This window comes from Pedobacter steynii (genome assembly GCF_900103665.1).
Classification (GTDB): Bacteria; Bacteroidota; Bacteroidia; order Sphingobacteriales; family Sphingobacteriaceae; genus Pedobacter; species Pedobacter steynii.
This window is the reverse complement of record NZ_FNGY01000010.1, coordinates 163,808-188,684: the sequence shown is the minus strand read 5'-3', so window position 1 is coordinate 188,684 and position 24,877 is coordinate 163,808. Positions and strand designations below refer to the sequence as shown.

At 42.8% G+C, this 24,877-nt stretch carries 19 protein-coding genes; 10 read left to right on the top strand and 9 right to left on the bottom strand.

The window, feature by feature from the left end:
• Window positions 1-26 precede the first annotated feature (26 nt).
• The 4 genes from BLQ87_RS25135 to BLQ87_RS25120 all read right to left on the bottom strand — a co-directional run bounded on the left by BLQ87_RS25135 (window position 27) and on the right by BLQ87_RS25120 (window position 4,980).
• The gene (locus BLQ87_RS25135) at window positions 27-1,037 is read right to left on the bottom strand and encodes a hypothetical protein (protein WP_074611676.1); all 1,011 of its coding nucleotides are present in this window, start codon (window positions 1,035-1,037) and stop codon (window positions 27-29) included.
• Between the two features lie 115 nt (window positions 1,038-1,152).
• Window positions 1,153-1,974 (bottom strand): DUF6266 family protein, encoded by an 822-nt coding sequence (locus BLQ87_RS25130; RefSeq protein ID WP_074611675.1) that lies wholly within the window; start codon window positions 1,972-1,974, stop codon window positions 1,153-1,155.
• A gap of 463 nt (window positions 1,975-2,437) precedes the next feature.
• Window positions 2,438-3,586, bottom strand: a complete 1,149-nt coding sequence (locus BLQ87_RS25125) for a TlpA disulfide reductase family protein (RefSeq protein ID WP_074611674.1) — start codon at window positions 3,584-3,586, stop codon at window positions 2,438-2,440.
• Between the two features lie 212 nt (window positions 3,587-3,798).
• Complete coding sequence (locus tag BLQ87_RS25120) at window positions 3,799-4,980, bottom strand: formimidoylglutamase (RefSeq protein ID WP_074611673.1); 1,182 nt, start codon at window positions 4,978-4,980, stop codon at window positions 3,799-3,801.
• 35 nt (window positions 4,981-5,015) lie between these two features.
• Here BLQ87_RS25120 and BLQ87_RS25115 point away from each other — a divergent pair, with 35 nt between their 5' ends.
• From BLQ87_RS25115 to BLQ87_RS25100, 4 genes are all read left to right on the top strand, one after another.
• Window positions 5,016-6,032, top strand: coding sequence for an NAD-dependent epimerase/dehydratase family protein (locus tag BLQ87_RS25115; protein WP_317048294.1), 1,017 nt, complete (start codon window positions 5,016-5,018; stop codon window positions 6,030-6,032).
• A 4-nt stretch (window positions 6,033-6,036) separates the two neighbouring features.
• The gene (locus tag BLQ87_RS25110; RefSeq protein ID WP_074611672.1) at window positions 6,037-7,335 is read left to right on the top strand and encodes an HAD-IB family phosphatase; all 1,299 of its coding nucleotides are present in this window, start codon (window positions 6,037-6,039) and stop codon (window positions 7,333-7,335) included.
• A gap of 10 nt (window positions 7,336-7,345) precedes the next feature.
• Window positions 7,346-8,308 (top strand): tryptophan 2,3-dioxygenase family protein, encoded by a 963-nt coding sequence (locus BLQ87_RS25105; RefSeq protein ID WP_074611671.1) that lies wholly within the window; start codon window positions 7,346-7,348, stop codon window positions 8,306-8,308.
• Window positions 8,309-8,455: 147 nt separating this feature from the next.
• Window positions 8,456-10,564, top strand: coding sequence for a PLL family lectin (locus BLQ87_RS25100; RefSeq protein WP_074611670.1), 2,109 nt, complete (start codon window positions 8,456-8,458; stop codon window positions 10,562-10,564).
• 10 nt (window positions 10,565-10,574) lie between these two features.
• Here the strand turns inward: BLQ87_RS25100 and BLQ87_RS25095 are convergent, their stop codons facing one another.
• The 5 genes from BLQ87_RS25095 to BLQ87_RS25075 form a co-directional block, all read right to left on the bottom strand.
• The gene (locus BLQ87_RS25095; protein WP_074611669.1) at window positions 10,575-11,636 is read right to left on the bottom strand and encodes a sensor histidine kinase; all 1,062 of its coding nucleotides are present in this window, start codon (window positions 11,634-11,636) and stop codon (window positions 10,575-10,577) included.
• Between the two features lie 7 nt (window positions 11,637-11,643).
• Window positions 11,644-12,354: a LytR/AlgR family response regulator transcription factor gene (locus BLQ87_RS25090; RefSeq protein ID WP_083362048.1), complete on the bottom strand. Its 711-nt coding sequence runs from the start codon at window positions 12,352-12,354 to the stop codon at window positions 11,644-11,646.
• 38 nt (window positions 12,355-12,392) lie between these two features.
• Window positions 12,393-13,211, bottom strand: coding sequence for an AraC family transcriptional regulator (locus tag BLQ87_RS25085; RefSeq protein ID WP_074611667.1), 819 nt, complete (start codon window positions 13,209-13,211; stop codon window positions 12,393-12,395).
• A gap of 103 nt (window positions 13,212-13,314) precedes the next feature.
• Window positions 13,315-13,713, bottom strand: a complete 399-nt coding sequence (locus BLQ87_RS25080; protein WP_143010540.1) for a hypothetical protein — start codon at window positions 13,711-13,713, stop codon at window positions 13,315-13,317.
• Between the two features lie 2 nt (window positions 13,714-13,715).
• On the bottom strand, window positions 13,716-14,264 hold the full coding sequence (locus tag BLQ87_RS25075) for a hypothetical protein (protein ID WP_074611665.1): 549 nt from the start codon (window positions 14,262-14,264) through the stop codon (window positions 13,716-13,718).
• A gap of 220 nt (window positions 14,265-14,484) precedes the next feature.
• Between BLQ87_RS25075 and BLQ87_RS25070 the strand changes: the two genes are divergently transcribed.
• The 6 genes from BLQ87_RS25070 (at window position 14,485) to BLQ87_RS25045 (ending at window position 24,847) form a co-directional block, all read left to right on the top strand.
• A complete protein-coding gene (locus BLQ87_RS25070) occupies window positions 14,485-15,549 on the top strand; it encodes a branched-chain amino acid aminotransferase (RefSeq protein ID WP_074611664.1) in 1,065 nt (354 codons plus the stop codon).
• Between the two features lie 109 nt (window positions 15,550-15,658).
• Complete coding sequence (locus tag BLQ87_RS25065; protein WP_074611663.1) at window positions 15,659-16,564, top strand: hypothetical protein; 906 nt, start codon at window positions 15,659-15,661, stop codon at window positions 16,562-16,564.
• Between the two features lie 140 nt (window positions 16,565-16,704).
• Window positions 16,705-18,825: a S9 family peptidase gene (locus tag BLQ87_RS25060; protein WP_074611662.1), complete on the top strand. Its 2,121-nt coding sequence runs from the start codon at window positions 16,705-16,707 to the stop codon at window positions 18,823-18,825.
• A gap of 126 nt (window positions 18,826-18,951) precedes the next feature.
• Window positions 18,952-20,562: a tetratricopeptide repeat protein gene (locus tag BLQ87_RS25055; RefSeq protein ID WP_083362047.1), complete on the top strand. Its 1,611-nt coding sequence runs from the start codon at window positions 18,952-18,954 to the stop codon at window positions 20,560-20,562.
• Between the two features lie 260 nt (window positions 20,563-20,822).
• Window positions 20,823-23,591, top strand: a complete 2,769-nt coding sequence (locus BLQ87_RS25050; RefSeq protein WP_074611661.1) for a TonB-dependent receptor — start codon at window positions 20,823-20,825, stop codon at window positions 23,589-23,591.
• A 5-nt stretch (window positions 23,592-23,596) separates the two neighbouring features.
• Entirely contained in the window at window positions 23,597-24,847 is a 1,251-nt protein-coding gene (locus tag BLQ87_RS25045) for a right-handed parallel beta-helix repeat-containing protein (protein WP_074611660.1), read from the top strand.
• Window positions 24,848-24,877: the final 30 nt, after the last annotated feature.

Below are 24,877 nucleotides of genomic sequence, written 5' to 3'. Positions count from 1 at the left end.
TAAAATTTAGCGCTTTCCCTTTATCCTTATTTTCTTTTCAGCGATCTGCTTCCAAAAAGATTATACCTTAACCCGAAGGCCTGCTGGCTATCAATCACCCCATCAACAAAGTGAAAAGACAGCGCCAGTTTACCTTCCAGATTCTTATAAATAATCGGGCGCCAGGTCAGGTCCGTTCTGTTATACGTTTTAGAAGTATAAAACTTATCGCCCATGATCAAATGATGGCCTTCTCCTTTGTAAAAGAAATTGGTGATTCCAAACCTATGGTACTCCAGACTTAAGTCCACCACTAAGCCTTTTGGCGTTTGCCATCCCCCAACGGTACGGGTGCGCTCAAAGGACATCATTCCTCCTGCACTAATCGTCAGGGAATCCAAAAATGTTTTGTGGGAAAGGTCTACTCCAGCTTTAACCATTGCTGCACCATTATCCTGAATATGATCATCAGGGATAGGGATCCCCGGACCTGCATTATGCAGCATCATCGCATAGTGAGAAACAAAAAACGCATCTTTCTTATAACGTCCGGAAAATCCAAAAATAAAGTTCTCCCTCGCTGTTGCCGTTTGTCTGCTGGTCCAGTCGATAAAGATGACCTGTTTCCAGTTTTCATTTTCATACTTTACCAACATCCCCTCCACATTCGGACGGTAATAATTGAGTGTATCATTCAAAATTGCTCTTGGAAAATCAGAGATCAAACCCTCTCTCGGGAAAGCGCCCATATAGAAATTCCAGTTTTTCTTAAGGTATTGATAGTAAGCTACGATATCCGCTTTGTTGCTGAATTTCGGAGAGCCAAATTCGTGCATCACATTTACACCAAGCCTGATTCGATGTGCACTATCTATCAATAGTCCCACCGATGGAGTAACCCTCAATCCGAAAATGGTTTCTGAAAACCGGTTCGACCTTGCGTACTCCCTGTTGTCTGCGAATCCGTGAAAATTTAAATTTCCTTCCAGTTCCTGGGCATAAATGTTATTAAAGGCTGTACACAATACAGCAAAAGTCAAGAGTAAGCGAATCCGCATATATTCTATTTTTGGTTCAAACCGTTTTGATAAACGGCTGTCAAAAATAATAATATAATCCTTTAGCAGGATAATTAAATCATCATCCTTTTGTAGCCTTTTTTGCCCATAAAATCTAACCCGGCTTTCCCGGAAGATGCTCCAGTTTATTCTTTAACACCTCATACTCCCTTTCCAGGTTTCGGAATGCTTTGCTATCGACGGGATTCCCCCGGTTATCCTCCATCTGTTTTAAATAATCGGCCTCCACAGCATCAAAACGTTGCTTTACCAAAGCATATTTTTGCTTTTGCGCGATCTCCTCCTGACTTTCGACTGCTCCGTTCAGGTTGCCAATGTATTGACTATCGGAAATGGCCTTGCCGTTGGCTGCTCTGAAGCAGATATAAGCTTCTATTGGTTCTTCGACAAGTTCTGAATGTAAATCCACAAAATAGCTCCCTGCATCTCTGCGACACGCATTAATAACCGGCCTCGCCGTTTTTTTCAGGGGATGATAGAGCAGAATCATGACGATATCATTGTACCAGCCGCTGGGGTCCCAGCTCACTAAAACTCCTTTTTCGTTCTTCTCAATTTTCAGGTCATTTGCGCCGGGTAAAGTACCGTTGCTCAGGATCACCTTCGCATAATCCACAGAGAGATTGGGGTATTCGCCTTTTATCGCATGTTTTTTGATGTAAGAAGTAGCCAGATTATGTGCGTTTCTAACCGTTCCTTTTGCTTCCAGCTCAAAACTGACGTTTGTAAACTCAGAGATCATTCGTACCATATCCATCGTCACCGACATCGCCTGACGGTTAGCCAGCTGATTCCGGCTTGGTTTACCCGGATCGCCAATGGTACGAACGACTGGCTGTCCATTTAACATATAAAAAACCAGATTGCTTAATTTTCCATTTAAGGGGCCCAGAGGCCCATTTGGTGCTTTTGCCATATTTAATAGATTAATTACTCAATAATAAAAAGTTAATATTTTAAGCATCAACAACACTAATATAAGTAATAATTTCTATTAAAGTCAATACCAAACGTATAACATGCTGCCAATTACGTTTAGGTTACAGTTAAATTTCAGCATACAATAATCGAGGTTGACAGGGCTACAGACCCTATAAGGCCCTAGCAACCTCCTCTCAAAAAAGAAGCAAAATAACAGCAACTGGAAGCATGGTATAACCTTGCCCTAAGCGGGGATACTTGTTGTACCAAATGAGATGCAGATCAAGAAGCGTCCTGAAACAGGGCCGGTACGGATAAAAGAAAATGGCTGAATTCCCATTTGCTATGCAAATCAGGTATTCAGCCATTTAGCCAGGGGGTTGTACAACGGTCAGATCATCACTAAACCGGCTCCCTGATGATGTTTAAATAAAAATTTTGAATCTAAGAAAACAAGACTATTTAGATTGTCCTGCGCCTAAGATTTCTGCTAATTTCTTTTGTAATTCTTCACCTCTGATGTTTTTGGCAATAATTTTACCAGTTGGATCGATCAGGTAGTTTGCAGGGATAGACTGAATGCCATAAGCCTTTGCAGCGGCATTGTCCCAGAATTGCAGGTCAGAAACATGTGTCCATGTTAACCCATCTTTTTCTATCGCCTGTAACCAATCTGCTTTTTTACCCGGACGGTCCAAAGAAACACCAAGAACGGTGAAATTTTTGTCTTTAAAGTTTTTATAAGCCGTTACTACGTTAGGGTTTTCCTGACGACAAGGTCCACACCATGACGCCCAGAAATCAAGCAATACATATTTACCTTTGAAATCAGATAGTTTTACCGGCTTGTCATTCACATCATTTTGTGTGAAGTCCATCGCCATTTGGCCAACCTGAGTTTTCTTGGCAGCCGCAATCATATTGGCAATATTTTTACCAAGATCTGTTGCCCTTACTTCAGCAGAAAATTTGTTGAACTGAGGCTCTACTACATTCACATCAATCTCTCCCAAACCACCTCGAAAAGCGACTAAACTCACATAAGAATTAGGATTGGCTTCAATGAAAGTCTTATTGATGGCTTCCAGTTCTTTTTGGTTTTCATCATCACGGCTCATCACCGTTTTAATATAAGCTTCGTCTTTACGCTGCTCTTCCGTTTTACTGCGATACTCACGCATCAAGGCAGCTCCTTTTTCATTAACAACTTTAGTCAGCGATTTATACTTCTCGTTTTCCTCGTTTAATTTAGAGCCCTTTATGGTTGCATATTTTATAGAATCTTTAGGAGCAATCAGTTCAACAGCTTTAGGCTCAAGATAAAAACTGATCACATCTGCAGGAACACGTTTTGCCGGATCTGCTACCGCATTGTCATGTTTGATCCTGATTTGTGCCTGCGCAATTCCGCTAAGCGGACCTGAGAACGTAAATTTCCCGGCTACAATTGCTGTGGAATCGGTAATCTGGTTCTGGCCTACCCGATAAGCAATAAAAGCCTTTGCCGGCGCATTTAAGGTTCCTACTTTTCCATTAACGGTAAATTTACCTTGTGACATTGCTGCAACAGGCAATAGGCAGATTGCAGCGATTAATGTTTTTTTCATGAGTTTATATTGTTTTTTTATGGTTATGAAGCGATCCTGATCTTGTTATTCATTTTTTATTTGATCTGTAAGATCATGATGGCTTCATCGAATATTAGTTTATGTTAGTTTAGGATCTTCTCCTGCTTCATCAGCATCCTAAGGCCAATGTAAGCAATGTTTAAAGGGGGAACCGCATCTATCTCCTTTTAAACGTTATATTTTAAGTAAAATTACAATAGCTTTTGGTACGTCCTCCACCACAGATCCGGCATCTCTCCATTTACTGCCATCGTATAATCATCATAACGGCAAGGCACTAAATGGAAGCGTTCATTTTTAGTGATTCCTGAGGGGTAAGGCACCTGCATCCACCAGCGGTCGGACTTTTTACTCTTTACAAAAAGCATCTCTCCTGAACCATCGTTTAAACTCGCACGATACACCAGGTATTGCGATTTGGGAGTCAACGGAAAATCTTTCTTGCGGTTGTAAAAACCATCAACAAAATACCAGACCATTTGTGCCAGCAACATCGCTGTCTGACCGTTATTGTCGAATGCCGGATTAAACTCATAAAAGCCAATGGAAGTCAGCTTGTCGCTCATTCCCGCATAACGCGTAATCCTGCAGGCCTGTTCTCCGTAAAAACCATTTGGCCCTGCATTGGCATTAGCCCTGGCATCAGAAGAGCGGATGGCACCAATATCAAAACTGATCATATTCGCGTTCCGTACAATCGGTTCGGTGAGGGTAATGTCATCCATAAATTCACCCAGACGGTGAACATCAAAGTAAAGCTTATTCATTACTTTCAGGCTTTCCTGATTTACAAAATAGGTTTGATAACCGATATTGCTGAAGTTAAACAGGTAATTGGGCTGATGCAACAGAATTTTATTCAGATAGGTATCCGATTTTGCAGCCAGTCCTTCCTGATCTTCCTCATCGAGGTCAAATTTACTGTCCACCACCACCAGATCTACCTTTTGATCCAGGCTTTCATAAGCCAGGTATTGCGCATAGGTCAGGTCTTGTCCACCTCCCATAATGATCGGCAGGATGCCCAGCCGGATCAGCTCGGCCACGACCATCTTCACCGCCACATAGGTATCGGAAATAGAAGCTCCAGGTTTAATGTTTCCGAGATCGATGATTCTGCTGTTAAAAGCACCCTCATTTAAAGTATAAAATTGCGATCTGAAATAGTCCGGAGCGAGTGCACAACCTTCATTATTTACCGCAGCACGGTCGTCAAGCACGCCAAAAATGGCAATATCATATTGATTTCCCTCCAGTTCAGGAAATTTATCCGTGTAAAAACCTGCCTTTAAACCCAACTGGCTGGTATAGAATCCATGTTTTGGGGCAAATTTGTCAGGGTTGACCGGAGAAAAAAAATCTGATAAAGACATATTGTACTATAAATGTATCTGTCAAATATCTATTTTTGAGCGCATATTTTAATGAACATCCTAAAAAAAATGAAATGATATTGGTTACCGGTGCTACTGGATTTTTAGGAGCAGAATTAATACATCAGCTAACCGGAGGGGGAGCAAAGCTCAGGGCCTTAAAGCGTGAGCACTCCGTGATTCCTGATTTAATAAAAGACAATCCCCTGATAGAATGGGCGATTGCAGACATCAACGACCTTTCTACACTGGATACGGCATTTGAAGATATCCACCAGGTGTATCACTGTGCCGCAATGATTTCTTTTGACCCCAGAGACAAAGCAAAATTACTGAAAGTAAATATTGAAGGAACGAGCAATGTGGTGAATCTTTGCGTGGAAAACCAGGCGAGGTTGCTTCATGTCAGTTCTGTTGCCGCTTTGGGAAATGCAAAAAAAGGGCAGCTGATTACAGAAAAAGACTTCTGGGAATACGATTCCAAGGCACATTCCTATGCCATTTCCAAATATGAAGGCGAAATGGAAGTCTGGCGTGGTATTGCTGAAGGACTGGAAGCCGTAATTGTAAATCCATCAGTCATCATCGGTGGTACTGCCGGATTTCAGGGAAGCGGAGCGATTTTTAAACTCGTAAAAGAGGGTCTGTCTTTCTATACCAAAGGCGCAACCGGAATTGTAGATGTCCGGGATGTGGCCAAAAGCATGATTGCCCTGATGAACAGTACGATTACAGAACAGCGTTTTACCATCAGTGCAGAAAACTACAATTACCAACGCTTTTTTGGAGAGATCGCCAAAGGTTTTGGGGTCAAAGCACCTGCTAAAGAAGCGAAACCATGGATGCTTGGCATTGCCTGGAGAGCCGCGAAATTTGCGGCTTTATTTACCGGAAAACCAGCCGCTTTAACAAGTGATGCAGCCAGAAGCAGCCTGAACGAGAGTTTATACAGCAATAAAAAAATAATTGAGACCATTGGAATAACATTTAAGCCGCTGGATCAGACCATAGCAGAAACCTGTCAGGCCCTGAAACAGCTCCCACTTCCTTAAAATTATGAATCAGAAGAATATTTACATCATTGATTTCGACAGCACCTTTACCCAGGTAGAGGCATTGGATGAGCTGGCCCGTATTTCCCTCAAAAAGCATCCTGAGAAAGAAGCCATCTTCAAGAAAATTGAAGACTATACCAACCTGGCCATGGAAGGAAAGTTATCTTTCGGGGAGAGCCTTGCACAAAGGGTCAAACTTTTAGAAGCTTCAGAAGACCATTTAAAACAGCTGATCACCCGGTTAAAGAAAAAAGTATCTGCTTCTTTCTCCCGCAATGCAGCATTCTTTAAGAAACATGCGGATGAAGTATTGATCGTTTCAGGTGGATTTAAAGAGTTTATCACCCCTGTGGTGAGCCAATACCACATCAAAAAAGAAAACATTTACGCCAATACGTTTGTCACCACCGGCGATGGCAAAATTATAGATTACGACCATGCCAATCCTTTAAGTGAAGAAGGTGGTAAGGTGAAATTAATGCAGCAGCTGAACCTGGAAGGAAACCTTTATGGAATTGGTGATGGTTATTCTGATTTTCAACTTAGAGAAAGCGGGCTCATCAAAAAGTTCTATGCCTTTACAGAAAACATCTCCAGAGAAAGCATTGTAAAAAAAGCAGACCATGTGACCCCGAGCTTCGATGAGTTCCTGTATGTGAACAACCTGCCAAGGGCCATCTCTTATCCTAAGAACAGGATTTTATGCCTCGTGATCGGTGAAGTAGACCCGCAAAGCATTGCTCTATTGAAGAAAGATGGTTTTTCCATTCGCCATAAAACCTCCTTTGAGGAGAAATATGTCGCAGATGTACACATGATGTTACTTGCTGAAGGAGAAAAAATCGAACTTGAGCAGCTGAAAAGAGCGGTGAAATTAAAAACATTGGGCTATCTCGGGCAGGCAAAGAACAAGGTTGACATTGCCACCTGCACCGAACAGGGTGTAGTGGTTTTTGACGATTTAAAATCGAATCCGAGAAACCTGACCTTCATTCCGAAACGAATGATTGACTTTATGAATACCGGAACGACACACCTGAGCAATAACTTCCCGAATTTACAATTGCCAAGGATTGATAAATCTCACCGACTGATCCATATTCACAAGAATGTTCCCGGAATTATGGCTAAAATCAATACTGTTTTCGCAAAACACGACATCAACATTGTGGCGCAATTCCTGATGACCAATCAGAACATCGGATATGTGATTACCGACATCAATGCCGAATACGATAAGCAACTCTTCAAATCTTTAAAAAAGATTGAGCACACTATAAAATTCAGGGTACTGTACTAGCTTTCAAACCATGGAATTAACACCACAAATAAAAGACAAACTGGATAAGTTGCAGGAAAAATATACTGCAATGGGCCAGGATATGTCGGCTTATCTGGATGGCCTCCTGTATGCAGATTTTTTAACCTATTGGGATTACATTCATCTGGACACCCTGTTGAGCCTGCAGGCACCAAAGACATCCTTTCCTGATGAGGAAATTTTCATCATGTACCATCAGATCACGGAGCTTTATTTTAAGCTTTCCCTGCATGAGTTTAACCAGATTGCCGCCGCAAGGGAAACCTTAACCGCCGCTTTCTTTACAGACCGTGTAAAAAGGATCAACGCCTATTTTAGCGCGCTGGTTTCTTCTTTTGAAGTGATGGTCAACGGAATGGAGAAAGAGCAATTCCTGAAATTCAGGATGTCGCTACTGCCGGCAAGCGGCTTTCAATCCGGACAGTACCGAATGATTGAGATCAGTGCCACAGATTTTGGTCGCCTGGTAGACAAAGACAAAAGAGCAGCACTCGCCAATGCGCCTATTGAAGAACAGTTTGAACACATTTACTGGAAATCAGGCGCCACAGAACTGGCAACGGGGAAAGAAACACTTACCTTAAAACAGTTCATCAATAAATATGCAGCTCAGTTTTTACAATTGATCAAAGACAGGAAAGACAGTAATTTCTCCGCGCTTTACCACAAAGTAAAAGAAGAAGGACAAGATGTGACGGCCTTAACGGAAGAACTTAGGAAACTGGATTTATTTGTCAACGTAGAATGGCCGCTTTCGCATTATAAATCGGCAGTGCGGTATCTGGAAAGAGATCCGGTTGACATTGCCGCTACTGGTGGAACCAACTGGCAGAAATACCTGCCTCCACGTTTTCAGAAAAGAATTTTCTACCCTTTCCTCTGGACAGAAGAACAAATGGAAGAATGGGGAAAAGGATGGGTATTAAGTGTACTTAAAGACCTCAGAAGCTAAATACTTTACTATAAAATGGGAACCACATAAAAATCGGTTCCCATTTTTTTGTCTTTTCCCTTTATCGATTATATCCGGCCGTTCATCGATTATTTGTAACCGCAGGATGGCTATATTTTAAATTCGGTTAATCAACCAACGAAAAATATGGCTACGATAAGAGCAATATCTCCAACCGAACTCACAGATGGCAATTACAGGTCCATCGCAGAAGATGTTTCAGACAAAGTAATATTTGCAGCGCAACGGGCGCTGTTAAGCACAAGTAATCCTGGCATCAAGATGCCCGCTTCCAGCAATGCCATTGAGCATTTCTTTACGGGTTTTTACAAAACTATGCCGGCGGAAGACGTCCGGATTGCGACCCAGACACTTGCAGAAAAAGTGAAAAGGACTGGAGCTTTTACAGGTATATCTACTAGAAATGCGGCTTTATTTAAGAAAGTCGATTTAGTCAGCACCAAGTCTATAGCAGCTCAATTGTCTGGCCTTTCCCCCAATTTTAAAACATTTGGTCAGGAAGAAAAGGCAGGACAGCAAGTTTTAAATGCAAACTGGCCCGGCTTTGGCACGTCCTCACTCCGATGGCGGGTAACCAGATTGGACTGCCTGGAAGAGACAGGTCTTACCAGTCATGGAAGTGACCATGTCTATATGCAAGGCGTCATGATTGATGCCTACGGCAATACGACCAAAACAGACCTGGCAGATCTGGAAGGCGGCTGGGATACAAAGAACCACAAAGACTGGCCAGACCGGACATTCAGCATTGCAAATTTAGACTATGGTGTGGGCTGGCCGAGGCCTTGCACGCTCGTGGTTGCCATATCTGTATCAGCAACCAGTGAGTTGATGCAACTCATGGACAAAATCGTAGCTGAAGCAAAAGAACAGGCTCAGAAATATGCAATGGAAACCGGGCTTGCCATTGGCACAGCAATAGGAGGCCCCATCGGAGGCCTGATTGGCGCGGGTATCGGTGTGATTGTTGGTAAAATTGTGGCCTATGTCATCGACAAATTATGGGGATGGTTGAAGTCCATATTTACTAAGGCCAGATTATTTCCGCCCCTCACACTGGCGCTCGACGTTCCCTATCAGGGAGGCAAGTTTGGCAATAGCCTGACATCAGGTGCTTTCCAGGCCACCTGGACAGGTCACGGTGGAGCTTACATGGCAACTATGGATGCCGTTCTGCAATGGGGACCAGCAAGCGTGCTTTCTGCGCTTTCTATGTACAAAGGGGGAATATCTTTATTTAAAGTAAACCGGGAAAACAACATTGTAGGCCGTGAATGGAAAGTGAATACCTGGACCGCCTGGTCTGGTATTGCCGGTGGGCAAGCCAGTGTGGATTCGCCTGTGACTGCGGTTAAATATAGCAGCAACAAAATCTGTTTATTGGTAGTTGGCCTGGACGGTAAGGCCTGGACTTATACGACCGTAGTAATGGCTCCCGGAGGTCAGCCACCGATACATATCAAGCGGCCATGGCAACCCATTTTGAATGGGGTCTTTACGTTAGGTACCATGGTCGCAGGTATATCCAGAAACGCTGGCCTTGTAGATGTATTTGCAACAGGTCAGGATGGGCATATCTGGTCAGCAGCCACTGGCCCGCAGTCTAACAGCGACTGGAACGGATGGTGGCAACTTGGGCAGTTAAAAGTCCCTGCAGGTTCACCTGTTGGCGCAACCTCACGTTCAAAAGACATACTTGATATTTTCGTGACCGGGAATGATGGTCTCGTATACACCAACAGCTGGGGAGCCCATACCGGCAATGTATGGACGGATTGGTTTTATTTCAACAACCATAAGTTCATCCCAGGCATTGCCATCACCGCTGTTAGCCGTAAGGAAAATCAATTAGACTTATTTGGGATCGATGCGGATGGTCTGCCTTGCGCAGCAAGCTGGAGTCCTGCTACCGGCTGGCAAGGCTGGACGGTGATCCCGGGAGCAACATTTACGCCGGGCAGCACCGTTTCCGTGGCAAACCAAAGCCCCGAACACCTGGACATATTTGCGGTTGGCATAGATGGAAGGATCTGGACGGCTGCCTATGGTCCGCAGACCAATGGCAAATGGGCCGGATGGTGGCCTGTCGGGGATAAAGTTTTCCCGGTAGGATCAAGTGTAGCCGCGACTTCCGTACAGCCTGGAGCGTTGAATCTGTTTATTGACGATAAGGACGGAAATACCTGGTCTGCCGCCTATGGCGGAATGGGATGGACCTGGTATGGGAACTGGTAAATTTTAGAGATCAGGAAAAGACCACCTGCGTTGTAGTACCTTCTAAGGTACTACATATGTTGAACTCGGCCCCGATCATTGCACTTAGGTCTTTAACAATCAGCAAGCCGTAGCCAGACGACTTGCTGTTAATATCCACCTCATTGATCAATTTCTGAATTCTTTCTTCCGGGATCATTTCGCCACGGTTAATGATGGAAATGTATGGCTGCTGCAGTGCATTGACATTTGCACGGATCAGGATCACGGTTTCAGGAAAAGCATGTTTGACTGCATTTTGCAGCAAATTCCGAAGAATGGTAAACAACAGATTATAATCACTATTGACAAACTGATAGTCCGGTTTTTCGATTTCCAGTATTATGTTTTTATCCTTCGCCTCAGCTTGCAACAACCTTGTCAGCTCGGTCAGTAAATGCGAAATATCTACGTCCTCATTATACAAGGTAAAATGATCCATCTGACTTTTCGACCATAGTAGCAGGTCATCCATGGTCGCCAATAAATTAGCGGAAGACAACAGCAACTCTTGGTGATATTGATTTTTGCAGGCTTCAGTCAGCAGTCCCGGCCTGTTCTGTTGTAACCTCATAAAGGTAAACAACTGGCTCACCGGGCTTCTCAGATCATGGGAAATGATTCCTAATAACTTCGCCTTGGTTCGGTTTCCGGCCATCAGCTGTTCATTCAGGATGTCGAGTTGCCGGTTCTTTTTATCCAGTAATAAATTGGCTTTTTGTTTATTTCTAAAATTCAGGTAAACCAGTAAAATGGTGATCAGCAATAAGAAAGCGGCATCTATGAGCACCTGGCGGATAGTTTTTTCCTGTTGCAACTCCAGTTTTTTAGCCTTATTTTCTTTATTTAGTAAGCGAATGATCCGGTCAGCCTTCAGCGTCTGCCCATCCCCCTCCTCAAAATGGCCTTTTGCCTGTTTAAAAGTCAGCCTGTAATCACCTCCTGCTCCAGCGGTCTGATATTTATAGCGCCGATACTGTTGAGCAAAGGTTGCTGAGCAAGCCTGAGAAGAGGACAGCAGCAGCAGGAATAAGGTTAACGTTTTTGAGTACATTTCGTTTTTATTTAAACCTTTGTCTGGCTGCTTTCAAATGAGACTTACCGATTGGTAATATCCTGGTACCCACCTCTATATTTTTAACATTCAGGCGTTGCACCTTATGAACAGCCACAACATAGCTTCTGTGGATCCGCATAAACTTGCCTTCGGGCAGCGCATCGAGAAAATCTGACAATGTCTTTAGCGTCAGGTATCTCTTTTTTTCCGTCACAATTTTTGTGTAATCACCAAAAGCCTCCAGGTAGATGATCTCGTTGCTGTTGATTTTCATCGTATTTAAACCCTCTTTAAAAATGATTTCTTCCTGTTGAAAAAGCACATCATAAGCACTGGCCTTTTGTTTAAGCATACTGAAGTCCAGCAGTCTTTGTACGCTGAGCTGGAAACGATGACTATCGAGAGGTTTTAAGATGTAATCGAAGATTTTCAGTTCAAAACCCTGAACTGCATATTCGGGATAAGCGCTAATGATGATGCAGGCCGGTGCGTAACTGTCGACGCTATTGAACAATTGCAGGCCGGTTACGCCAGGCATATCTACGTCGAGAAATAAAACATCCGGTTGTCTTAGCCTGATCATTTCCATTGCTGCTATAGCATTGGAAAAACTTCCTAATAATTTTAATTGCTTCACATTTTCCAGCTCAGACTGAACTGTTATCCTGTCTAAATAACTATCATCAACGATAATGCAGCTCAAAGTATTTAACACGACAATTTTTTTTGTTTACACCAAGATAGTGTCCTGCCTTATTCCTGCATAGTAAAAATCGACGGACGGGCATGCCATTGGGAGGGCGTGCATCCATAAAAGTGTTTGAATTCTTTGATGAAATGATTTTGATCAAAAAAACCATGGGAATACACCAGTTCCTGCCAGTTCACATTGGTCTGTTGACTGATAAAAGTATTGATGTGATTAAAACGGACAATGCGGCTAAAGGTTTTGGGACTGAAACCTACCTTCTCCCTGAATTGGTCGCCGAGTGTGGTTGCAGACATTCCCAGATGGCGACAAAGCGCTTCGACTCGTAACAGTCCGCCGCTTTGCTGAATCTGTTCACAGGCATAAGCAATCCCGCTGACATCAGTTTTTGCAGCAGTATCCAGCCGGTTTAATAACCAGCGTTCCAGGATAGCAACCACTTTTTCCGCTGATCCGGATGCTTCTTTCAGCTGTTCAATTAAAATGGCTACCCCAGGAAACAGGAGCTGTATATCTGTAGCCAGGTTGGAAAAATGTCGTTGAGGAATACCAAACAACTTATAAGCACCATATGGTTTAAAGACCACCTGCACAAAGGTTTTTGGGAACACATCAAAACAGCGTCCCTGGTTTAGCATACCTACAAAACAAAGCGGATAACCGAAAAGGTCATCGGTGCCCTTTTCTCTAAAATAATGCTGCTCATCCAAAATGAACGACATTTCAGTATGATCTACCGGATAAATATCAATGGAATTGATCCCTTCCTGAATCACGCCCGGACCAACGTACTTATACTCCTGCACATAAGATTGAAGTGCCGGATGAGGAACAAATACACTGATGCCTAATTGCTTACCCATAAGAGTGTCAGAAATCAACTACTTAAAGATAGCATAATATCGGGCAGGTTATATCAAATGGGAACCAGTTTTTTCCTGGTTCCCATTATTTTCAGGGGTATTGTTATTTTAGTTTCGCCTTGTTATGCAGGGCTATCGCCTTTGCATAAGCCAGGTATTGACTGCGAACGGCTTTATCCTCCTGCACGAAGATGACGCGGTTACAGGTATTTTCAGATCCCGGATTGAAGTATATGGTCACACATTTATACTTTTCATTCAAATCATCAATGCCTGTCACATCCGCCCATTTTACCAGCAGCTTCTTCCCTCCCCCATAGGTAAAGGTCATTTCATCTGCGGCAACAGTTGTTGATGAGGACATAAAATTAAGCCGGTTGCATTGATTGACCATGGTCAAATCCGTTTTTTCATTTAGCCATGCGACCATGTTTTCGGTAGATTGTGCGTACGACAAAAATGTCAGGCAGCACAACACAGCAATTAAGGTTAGTCTGAGCATATCTATTTTTTATTTTCAACAGCCAGGGCAATGATGTCTGTTGCATAAGTCATCGCGACAAAGTCAAGTTTATCCATATTGATAATAGGTTTGCCATCTTTGAAGTCCAGAAAACCTTTATATACGACCCGGCATTGCCTTGTTTCATCTGCACTTATCCATAAATTGGCATAATTGGCAGGAAAACCGCCCATATATTGCATGTTTTGGTTCAGCTTATATCCATTGCTTTTCAATGAGGCTTCCATCGCAAGGGCATCTGGCTTTGTCAACTCGCTACAGATCAGGCCAACCACTTTATTTTCCAGGCAATACAAGGTTAAATCATAGGCTTCATACTCGTAATAGCGCATCAAAAATGGCCCCTTCTGTTCATCCAGTTCCTTGTCGTACACAAAAGGGCCTCCTTTCTTCATCACTTTCTTGAGGTCTGAAGTTTTGTGACCGAGGTAATAATTAAACTCTCCGATCGTTTTAGGCCAGCTTTGTGCCTGAACTGCAATACTGCTTAAGACCAAAAAGCAGAGTAAGACAGTGATTTTCTTTTTCATGTTTCAAATTTTAAAATGGAGGATGAGGATGATGATCAAATTTAGAGAAAGGCATTACGGCAGGAAATACCCACTAAGGAGTATTTTGAGCTGCCGGACAGATCGGAGCAAACCCTGATCTTAGTGTACAGGAGACACTTAACAATACTGTTCAAAATCAAAATAAAAAGAAATAAGCAGGGCAATTTTATTAAATTTGCAGGAAGAAATACGAATAGAAATGAACGATACACTGGATATAACCATCAAGAAAATTGAGCAGAGCAGACTAACAGTAACAGACTTTTCTCAACTTCCCTTCGGAAAGGTATTTTCCGATCATATGTTTATTGCCGAATACGAAGATGGCGCCTGGACAAATTTACAGGTATTACCTTACGGCCCGATTCCGATGAGCCCGGCAATTTCTGCCCTGCATTACGGACAGGCAATTTTTGAAGGCATGAAAGCTTACCGTCAGGCTGATGGTAACATCAGTGTGTTCAGAGCAGACAAAAACTTTGAGCGTTTTAACAAATCAGCACAACGCATGGCGATGCCTGCAATTCCTGAAGATATTTTCAGACAGGGAATCGCTGCATTAATTGATATTGACAAAAACTGGGTTCCGAATCAGGATGGTTATTCTTTATATATCCGCCCGGTGATGTTCGCTACAGATCCTTACCTGGGTGTAAGGGCATCTGATAAATATACCTTTGCTTTATTAACGACTCCTACAGGGCCGTATTACAGCAAAGCACTAAAAGTAAAAATTGAAACTGAATTTACACGTGCAGATGAAGGTGGTGTTGGCTATGCTAAAACCGCTGGAAATTACGCCCGTTCTTTACACCCTTTTGCCGAGGCATTAAAAGAAGGTTTTGACCAGTTGATCTGGACTGACGCCGTTTCTCATGAGTTTATCGAGGAAGCAGGAACAGCAAACTTAATCTTTGTCATCGACGGAAAACTGGTTACTCCTTCGATAAGAAGTACCGTTTTGGATGGGGTAACAAGAGACACCATTATTCAACTGGCTAAAAAAGCAGGGATTGAAGTGGAAGAAAGAAGGGTAAGTGTAAAAGAAGTGATCGAAGGTATCGAAAATGGTCAGTTAACAGATGCATTTGCAGCAGGTACTGCCGCTACTGTAACGCCAATTGGAGAAATCAGTTATGAAGGTAAGTTATATACTTTAACGGACCCTGCTACACGTACGATTTCTGCCGGTATCGCAAAAACACTAAATGACATCCGTTACGGACTTGCTCCTGACGAGTTCGGATGGAACTGGATCGTGTAAATTTACAGCTACATTGTAAATAATTCTTGTGAGGCGCCTTTGAACCAGGGCGCCTTTTTTATGATTTTAATTCTACATTCATAAACCATATGATTAAATAAATTACAATATGAAAAGGTACTTCAAAACGCTCTTGATTTTAGGCCTCGCTACACAAACGTATGCACAAAGCAACAGCTTCCCCGATGAAGGAATGGCTGGAATCGGTATAAATCCATTGAACGGTTTACATATTTTTAGTCGCAATAATTTTAATGGAGGATCAATTAGATTTGGTCATAGCGGTTCCGAAGATGCGGTCATTTCTTATGGATGGGACGGAACCAGTCGGGATGTATTCAAAATCAGCAAATATCCCCACAATTCGTTATTGAGTCCTGTAGACCTATTTAGCATTACAACAGCGGGAAATGTAGGCATTGGAACCATTGATCCGAAATCCAAATTAGAAGTGGTAGGACAAATTAACATTAGCGGAATCAGCTCTGCAGTCAATTACCTGGATAGAGCCGATGATACTAAAGTAATGCAATTTTTTAATGATAGGGGGAAACTAAAGTTATTCTCCTGGGGCTATGGGACTGATGGCGACCTTTTAACAATTACCAGCAATGGAAATCTTGGATTAGGAACCACCATACCAAGAGAAAAGCTGTCCGTAAACGGAAAAATCCGTGCACATGAAATAAAGGTAGAGACACAAAACTGGCCAGATTACGTTTTCAAACCGGACTACAGGTTACAGCCACTCCATGAACTTGAGCAATACATTAAAGCAAATAAGCATCTCCCTGGAATGCCCTCAGCTCAGGCTGCCGAATTTGATGGCATCAATCTGGGAGAAATACAAAAACAACTCTTAAAAAATCAGGAAGAACTAACGCTACACCTGATTGAAAAGTCTAAAATAATAGCGGACTTAAAAGAAGAAAACGAAAAGCTAAAAAAGGAACAGGATGTAATTAAAGCAACATTAGATAAAGTTTTAAAGCATATTGAAAAAACTACTCATTAGCCAGACTAAAATAATTCTCAAAAAATCACCTGTACTTAAAGTAACATCTTTTAGACATTTTTGATAGATGGATTGCTATTCGTAAATTTTCAGAAATTTCCAATTTTTCGAAACCAACAAACATAAGGATATACAACTAAATGAAAACAACAATACTTATCGGTTTAGCCGCATCATTCTGCTTTAACCTGACTGCCCAGGCGCAGTTAAAAAGGTTAAATCAGCAGCAAACCCTTGGAAATCAAGCTTCCCTTACCAAACCAATGCCTATGGTAATGGGTTGGAGCGACGACAACCGTTATATTGAAACCAATCCAGGAGATCGGGAATTATATGCCGTAGATCCGAAATCCGGTGCAAAAACACCTTATACCCGGCCTCCAAAAAGCAATGTAAATGTTTCTCTAAAAGGCAATGATGTCTTTATACAATACGGAAAAGAAGCGGCAAAACAACTGACCAATACCAAAGCTGAAGAAAAGAACCCAACGCTTTCTCCGGATGGGAATTACATTGCCTTTACCCGCGACAATGATTTGTACTCGGTGGAAGTCAGCAGCGGAAAAGAAACCAGGTATACGAATGATGGTACAGACGTGATTTACAACGGCTGGTCCTCATGGGTCTATTTCGAGGAAATTTTAGGCCGCCCTACTCAGTACAAAGCATTTTGGTGGGCTCCGGATAGCAAGCGCATTGCATTTATGCGTTTTGACGACACTAAGGTTCCGATGTTCCCGATCAACGGATCAACAGGACAACATGGTTACACCGAGAAAACGCGTTATCCTAAAGCAGGAGACTCCAATCCGGAAGTTAGGGTAGGTTTTGTCCCTGTGACCGGAGGTACCGTTACCTGGGCTGATTTCAACGAAAAAGACGATCAGTATTTTGGCACGCCTTATTGGAGCTATGATGGCAGCAGCTTAATGGTACAATGGATGAACCGTGGTCAGGACAACTTAAAATTCTTTACCGTTAACCCAAATACAGGAGATAAAAAAGAGATCTATGATGAAAAACAATCTTCCTGGGTAGACCTGGATTACGATGGCCGTATTGAGTACCTTCAGGACAAAAAACACTACATCCTTAAAAGCGACAAAACCGGCTGGGCGCATTTTTACCTTTACACTTTAGCAGGAAAACTCATTAACCCAATCACCAGTGGAAAATGGCAGGTGACCGATCTGGAACATGTGGATGAGAAAAATAAAGTCATTTATTTTACTGCCCGTAAAGAAGCCTCTACCCGGAAAGATTTTTATCGCGTAGACTACAACGGAAAAAACCTGAAACGACTTACGTTCGGAGACTATACACATCAGGTACAAATCTCTCCAAATGGTCAGTATTTTATTACGACCTATTCTAACGTATCTACTCCTCAAAAAAGAACATTATTAGACAATACAGGTAAAGTTATTAAAGAGCTTGGCGACAGTAAATCTGCTGATTTTGCCCAATACAACTTTGGTAAAACAGAAATGATCACCATCCCTACAGATGATGGCTATCAGTTACCTGCAGTGATCACCTACCCTACAGACTTTGATCAGAACAAAAAATACCCGGTCATCATGAGCATTTACGGAGGTCCCAATGCCGGTACAGTAACCAATACCTGGAAAGGAACAGGAAACCAATGGTGGGCAAATGAAGGCATCATTCAGATTGCCGTAGATCACCGTGCTTCAGGACAATTCGGAAAAGAAGGCGTTGCACTCATGCACCGCAACCTTGGCAAATGGGAGATGAAAGATTATACCACTGCCGCAAGGTGGTTAAAAGCTAAATCCTGGGTAGACAACAAAAAATTATTAATCACCGGACATAGTTATGGTGGTTATATGACCTGCATGGCCTTAACTATGGGTGCCGATGATTTCGATTTCGGAATTGCAGGTGCACCGGTAACGAGCTGGGAATTGTACGACAGTCATTATACAGAACGTTTCATGGACACCCCGCAGGAAAATCCGGAAGGCTATAAAAATGGCTCTGTACTTACTTATGTAAACAAGTATAAGGGCTTGTTGCGCGTCATGCATGGGGACATGGACGACAATGTCCATGTGCAGAATACCATCCAGCTGATCGACAAATTACAGGATTCGAACAAGCATTTTGAACTGATGATCTATCCCGGAGGAAGGCATGGCTGGGGCGGTCTGAAAACGCCGCATGATAAAGCAGAACGTTACCGCTTTTATTATGAACATTTGTTGAACAAACCCGTTCCTGCAGACCTCTCGAACTAAGATAAATTTGATCCGCATCAGGAAAATATTCAGGCCGCCCTATTCGTTTAGAGGCGGCCTTTTTTAAGGTTAAGCATTCCGGTTGATTTAACAATTTATTAATACTGGGCCCTGTAATTTTAAAGGGTGAAAAAAGTCTATCCAAGCCAAATCTTCCGGATGCTGTTCTTTCTGCTGTTATCCGGCAACCTATATCCCTTTGCTACCTTCTCACAAGAGAACCTCAAACCCAATTTCCCTGTCATTGACACCTTAATACATAAGGCTCCGAACACCGCTTTTCTAAAGATCAAACAAACCTTAAAAGCCGCGTTGAAAAAGGAAGACTTTATTACCGCAGCGTTATGCTATCAGCAAATCGGGGAGCTCTTTTATTATCAGGCGGCCTATTCGCAGGCCATCATTTATTACTACAAAGCCGATCAGGTTTTCCGGCAGCAGCATGACCGGAACAACCTGGCAAAAAACCTGCACAAGATTGGGGAAACCTATTATTATGCCCGTCAGTACCGCGTATGCCTGGAGAAGTTTAAGGAAGCTTTGGGCCTTTACCAGCAATCCGGAGACCGTAAAGGAATTGCCAGGTCTTATGGCCTCATCGGGCAGACCTACGAGAAAAGCCTGGATTATCAGAATGCCATGAAATACCAGCAACTGGCATTAAACGTCTATAAAAAGGAGAAAGATCAGACTGGGATTGAGAAAATCTATGAAAATATCGGGAGCATTTATGAAGACAAGCCTCATTTAGATTCTGCACTTAAATATTACACACTGGCACTGGAAGGCAATACGGTGTTGAAGAATAACCGTGCACAGATAGAGATCATTAACAATATCGGGGATGTTTACCGGAAGACCGGCCGATATACAGAAGCGTTGGGTTATACCAGAAAAGCAGAAAGTCTGGCCAGGCGGATGAACGACCAATACCAGCTCAGCAGTGCCTACAGGGATCTCTCCAAAAATTTCGACCTGATGAAAAGGTACGACAGCGCCTATCATTATAGTGAGCTCGGCAGGAATATCTTTCTGAAAATTTTTACGGAGGATAACAATAAACAGCTTGCCCTCCTGCAAACTTTATTCGAGATCCAGCAAAAAGACGATGCCATTCTTCAGTTTGAAAATGAAAAAGATGCCAACCGGATTATGGTGATTGCTGCTGTGCTCATTATTGTGCTCCTCATTTCCCTCGCCGCAAGTACCATCAGCCGCCAAAGACTGAAAATCAAAAATGAGCAAAAGGCAAACGAACAGAACAACAGGCTCTACGAAACCCAGAAAACAGCGATCAAAGATGCGCTGGAGTTAAAGAGTAAAGAACTGACCAGCAATACTCTCCACATCATTCAAAGCAACCAGTTTCTGGAAAGCCTCAGGTCACAGATTGAGGAAATGGTAAAAGAGGATAAGCGGGACCAGAAGAGACAACTGCAGCAGCTTGTGCAACGGATCAACCAAAGCATCAGTCATGACCAGCACTGGAAAGATTTCACAGGAATGTTTGAACAGATTCATCAGACTTTTTTCGATCACCTGAAAGCACATTGTGACGAACTCACTGCAAATGACATCCGGCTGGTCGCACTGATCAAAATGAATTTGAGCTCTAAAGATATGGCTGCACTTTTTGGAATTTCACAGGATAGCTTACGCGTGGCACGCTATAGATTGAGGAAGAAACTGAACCTTCCACAGGGTGAAAATCTCAGCACTTTTATTCAGACTTTATAGCCCTTTTTTCAAAATACCTGACACTTAACAATAGCATAACATTACGCTAATCAAATGGTAATGGCGTTTTATGTTACCGACAAACAGCTAATTATCAATTAATTAAACAATCCATGTTCACGCTGTATGCGTTTTGTATATCCCTCATGTAACGCTGTATACATTTTGTTCACGGCAATAATTTCGAAGCTGATCTGCCAGTACTCACATTTGACCAACGTTAGCAAACACAAACCAGCAACAACAAATTAATTAAGAAAATGAAGACACTATTACCCGTTCTTTTTTGCCTATTATTTAGCATTACCGCAGCCCGGGCCACCAGCCTGAAGGGCTATGTTTACGACCAGAAAACAGGGGAAGCATTGGTGGGCGCTTCTGTTCTTCTGGAAAAGACAGATCGCGCGGTCCTCACCGGACTCGATGGATCATTCGTGATCAAACATCCACCAACAGGAACATTTACCATAAAAGTATCTTACCTGATGTACAAGACCTTCAGCCAACAGATCAGTATTCTTAAAGAAGACAACCCTGTAGTTAAAATTTTCTTATCCGAAACAAAAGATGCCGAGCTGCATGAAGTCATGATCTCTGCTAAAAATGACGGATCAGCAGAGAAAACAGCCAGAAGGATTGAGCAGAAATCCCCACAACTGGTCAATGTTGTTTCCGGCAGGGCCATGGAAGTTTCCCCAGACCTTACAGTTGCCAATGTCATTCAGCGCGTATCCGGTGTATCTGTGGAAAGAAGCAGTAGCGGTGACGGACAGTATGCCATCCTTCGCGGAATGGATAAAAGGTACAATTACACCCTCGTAAATGGTGTGAAAATTCCCAGTCCGGACAATAAATACCGTTATGTACCCCTGGATATTTTTCCTTCCGAATTATTGGAAAGACTGGAAGTTTACAAAACACTCAACTCCAATATGGAAGCTGATGCCGTTGGTGGCGCCATCAACATGGTCATGAAAGATGCACCCGATAAATTACAACTGAAAGTAAATCTGGCGACAGGTTATAGCCAGTTGTTCATGGACAGGGGTTTTGCAAGTTTCAAGACCAATGGTATCAATGGCAAATCTCCCTATGAATTGAATGGGAAGGACTATAAAGCCACACAGCTTGATTTTCCAAAAGGGACCATAGATTACAGTTCAAAACATCCTGCTCCCGGTCTGGTAGGTGGATTATCTGTCGGCAGACGCTTTTTGGATAACAAACTCGGTGTACTCCTTGCCGGAAGCTATCAAAACACTTATCGTGGCAGCAACAGCACCTTTTACAATTCTTCTAATGTAGATACGGATCCTTTTGCCACCATTACCTCCAGAGAGGACCGTCAGTATTCGGAGCAGCAACAACGCTATGGAACCCATGCAAAATTGGATTATATCTTTAATCCAAGACACAAATTAAGTTTATACAACGCTTATGTAAACCTGCAAAGCACTCAGCTTCGCGATTCAAAAGAGACTGATTTTTCTTCCGGTTATAACCAGAGCTTAGGGAACGCCAAATTAAATTACGAAACCCGTTCCCGCTTTACAGAACAGCAGATTTTCAATACGACGCTTCAGGGGGAACATCAGCTGATTCCTAAACAACTGAAATTGAACTGGTCTGCAGTATACTCTTCTGCAAAAAACGATGTTCCTGATCAGAGTACGATCAATATTCTTGGAATAAGAGAGAATTTTGCAGAACGGAAAACGGTAGTGCAATCCATCGGAGACGTATACACCCGTCGCTGGGAACGCAATACGGAAGAAGATAAAGCAGGTTATCTGGACCTGACTTATACCATACCCATTGCAGGAGTTAATGTAGATTTCAGTGCGGGAGCTTTATACCGCGACAAACAACGCAGTAGTTTTTATAACAACTATACCCTGACTCCTGCTACGCAGAACCTGGAATATGGCAAAGATTTCAACAACTACAGCGATATTTCATGGATCGTGAAAAATCCTGCCGGAGCCGTAAACAATCCTCTGACTTACGATGCCTCGGAGAAAATCGGCGCAGGATACGGGATGTTTAAACTGAATACCAAAGATCTTGAGGTGATCGGCGGTTTACGCATAGAACATACCGATCAGGGTTACCGCATGTTATTTCCCGCAGGAGAACTTCGTCCTTCCGGAAAGCAGGTTTATACGGACTATCTGCCGAGCATGAACTTAAAGTATAAGCTCAGCAAAAAAGAACAGCTTCGCGCCTCGTATTTCAGGTCGCTAAACCGTCCTGGTTTTTATGAATTGATTCCAGGTGGCGGAAACAGGGAAGAATATAAGGAAAGAGGAAACCCTGATCTGAAAAGAGCCCTGGCCGACAATCTTGACTTACGTTATGAATTGTTTCCCAATGGAACAGATCAGCTCATGGTAGGTGCATTTTATAAGAACATACAAAATCCTATAGAATATACCTTTCAGGCTGACGCAACCCGTGGACAAGACACCTATTATGTGCCTGGAAATTTTGGAACAGCAAAAAACTATGGATTGGAACTGGATTATATCAAGTTCTTTCATGAGTTCGGGGTTAAAGCCAATTACACCTATACCCACTCGAGGATTACGACCACTAAAACGTATAGAATACGTGATGCAAATGGAGATCTTCAACCACTCAGCACCAATCAAAGCAGACCTCTGTTCGGGCAGTCTGCACATATTGCCAATGTTTCCCTATTGTACAAAGACAGTAAAAAAGGCTGGGATGCCCAGCTGGCCGCCTCTTATACCGGAGAAAGGATCAACACCATTTCTCAGTTCTTAAACAATGACCTGTGGCAGAAGGGTTTTATCCAGATGGATGCTTCGGCAGAAAAGAAATTTAAGAACAACCTGAGCGTATTTATTAAAGCCGGAAACCTGTTGAACACGCCATTGAAATTATTTATCAAAGGAACGAACGAGAAAAATTCACAAACCACCGCTCAGGAGTTTGATGGCAATACCCTCATCCGTAACGATTATTACAAACAGAATTATTTATTAGGTCTTCGCTATAAATTATAAAAGACATGAAAGCAAAACAACTATTTATCTGCCTGACTTTAACCGCAGCACTTTTTGCAGGATGTAAAAAAGCAAATAGTGACGCAGATCCGGATACCGGTAATGGCACAATTTCCGGAGCAGCATCAGGCGTCTGGAAAAAAGGAAGCACCCAGCTGATCAAGGGCGATATCATCATACCAGAAGGACAATCACTAACGATTGAAGAAGGGGTTACGGTACTCATGGATACCCTTTCAAAACCAGAGATCATTGTAAGAGGAAATCTTTATGCGCAGGGAACGGCAGAATTTCCCATCCGTTTTACGGTAGCAGAAGGTGCCAGAACTAAAGAATTCGGCCGTCTGTGGGGAGGGATTCTGGCTGCACCGAGCTGTCAGGAACTCCTGCTGGACCATACCATTATTGAATATGCCGGAGCAACGACGTCAGACGCTTCGACCTCGGTAAAGCAAAACCTGTACAAGGGAGTGGCCGGAGAAAACCTTCCCGCACTTTGGTTTGCCAATGTTAACGGAAAACTCGTTGTCACCAATAGCATCTTTAGAAACTTACAGGAAGATTGCACCTATATTGATGGGGGAAAGATCATTTTTTCCAATAACAAATTTTACACAACAGGAGTTTCCGGTGGCGAGGCCATTAACCTGAAATCCGGTTGTGTGGCAGATGTGGCCTATAACCTGATCTACAGTGCCAATACCAATGCCTTAAAACTTTCGAACTCCGGCGACCGCACGCCTCAGGCCTATGTGATGGTGTATAACAATACCATGGTCAATACCGGATGGCGCAGACCTACTGCTAAAGGTGGCTCGATCTGGGTAGAAGCAACCGTACGTGTTGAAGTCTTTAACAACCTCTTTGCGAACACACGTTTTGGCATTAAAAGAGACACCAAAAAAGTAGAAGACAAAAGATCCCTGTTCGGGAATAACCTTTACTATGGAAACAGCCAGGCCACCGCAGACCAGTTTCAGCCTTCTGCGGAGATCATTGCAGGTGTAAATGACATCATCGGTAAAACAGCAGGATTGAACGATCCTAAATTTGTAAATTACCCTTTAACTACTCCTGTAAACAATGCGACTTTTATTCCGGCATGGGATTTCCACCTTCAGGCAGGATCACCGGCATTGGGTAAAGGAAAAACAGACATCAAGCCACACTATGCTGTAAATGGACTAGTAATGAACGGCATCAGCTATACCTCTCCGGCAGCAGCAAGCTATATCGGCGCTTTTGGAACCAACTAACCAATTTTTGACTAATTATAAAGAATTTTT

What these genes read in the sequence shown, in the direction of transcription:
- BLQ87_RS25080 (WP_143010540.1), bottom strand. Translation starts at nt 13,713, where the DNA reads ATGCTCAGACTAACCTTAATTGCTGTGTTGTGCTGCCTGACATTTTTG.
- BLQ87_RS25120 (WP_074611673.1), bottom strand. Translation starts at nt 4,980, where the DNA reads ATGTCTTTATCAGATTTTTTTTCTCCGGTCAACCCTGACAAATTTGCC.
- BLQ87_RS25130 (WP_074611675.1), bottom strand. Translation starts at nt 1,974, where the DNA reads ATGGCAAAAGCACCAAATGGGCCTCTGGGCCCCTTAAATGGAAAATTA.
- BLQ87_RS25085 (WP_074611667.1), bottom strand. Translation starts at nt 13,211, where the DNA reads ATGGGTAAGCAATTAGGCATCAGTGTATTTGTTCCTCATCCGGCACTT.
- BLQ87_RS25075 (WP_074611665.1), bottom strand. Translation starts at nt 14,264, where the DNA reads ATGAAAAAGAAAATCACTGTCTTACTCTGCTTTTTGGTCTTAAGCAGT.
- BLQ87_RS25135 (WP_074611676.1), bottom strand. Translation starts at nt 1,037, where the DNA reads ATGCGGATTCGCTTACTCTTGACTTTTGCTGTATTGTGTACAGCCTTT.
- BLQ87_RS25065 (WP_074611663.1), top strand. Translation starts at nt 15,659, where the DNA reads ATGAAAAGGTACTTCAAAACGCTCTTGATTTTAGGCCTCGCTACACAA.
- BLQ87_RS25060 (WP_074611662.1), top strand. Translation starts at nt 16,705, where the DNA reads ATGAAAACAACAATACTTATCGGTTTAGCCGCATCATTCTGCTTTAAC.
- BLQ87_RS25050 (WP_074611661.1), top strand. Translation starts at nt 20,823, where the DNA reads ATGAAGACACTATTACCCGTTCTTTTTTGCCTATTATTTAGCATTACC.
- BLQ87_RS25100 (WP_074611670.1), top strand. Translation starts at nt 8,456, where the DNA reads ATGGCTACGATAAGAGCAATATCTCCAACCGAACTCACAGATGGCAAT.
- BLQ87_RS25045 (WP_074611660.1), top strand. Translation starts at nt 23,597, where the DNA reads ATGAAAGCAAAACAACTATTTATCTGCCTGACTTTAACCGCAGCACTT.
- BLQ87_RS25095 (WP_074611669.1), bottom strand. Translation starts at nt 11,636, where the DNA reads ATGTACTCAAAAACGTTAACCTTATTCCTGCTGCTGCTGTCCTCTTCT.
- BLQ87_RS25110 (WP_074611672.1), top strand. Translation starts at nt 6,037, where the DNA reads ATGAATCAGAAGAATATTTACATCATTGATTTCGACAGCACCTTTACC.
- BLQ87_RS25105 (WP_074611671.1), top strand. Translation starts at nt 7,346, where the DNA reads ATGGAATTAACACCACAAATAAAAGACAAACTGGATAAGTTGCAGGAA.
- BLQ87_RS25125 (WP_074611674.1), bottom strand. Translation starts at nt 3,586, where the DNA reads ATGAAAAAAACATTAATCGCTGCAATCTGCCTATTGCCTGTTGCAGCA.
- BLQ87_RS25070 (WP_074611664.1), top strand. Translation starts at nt 14,485, where the DNA reads ATGAACGATACACTGGATATAACCATCAAGAAAATTGAGCAGAGCAGA.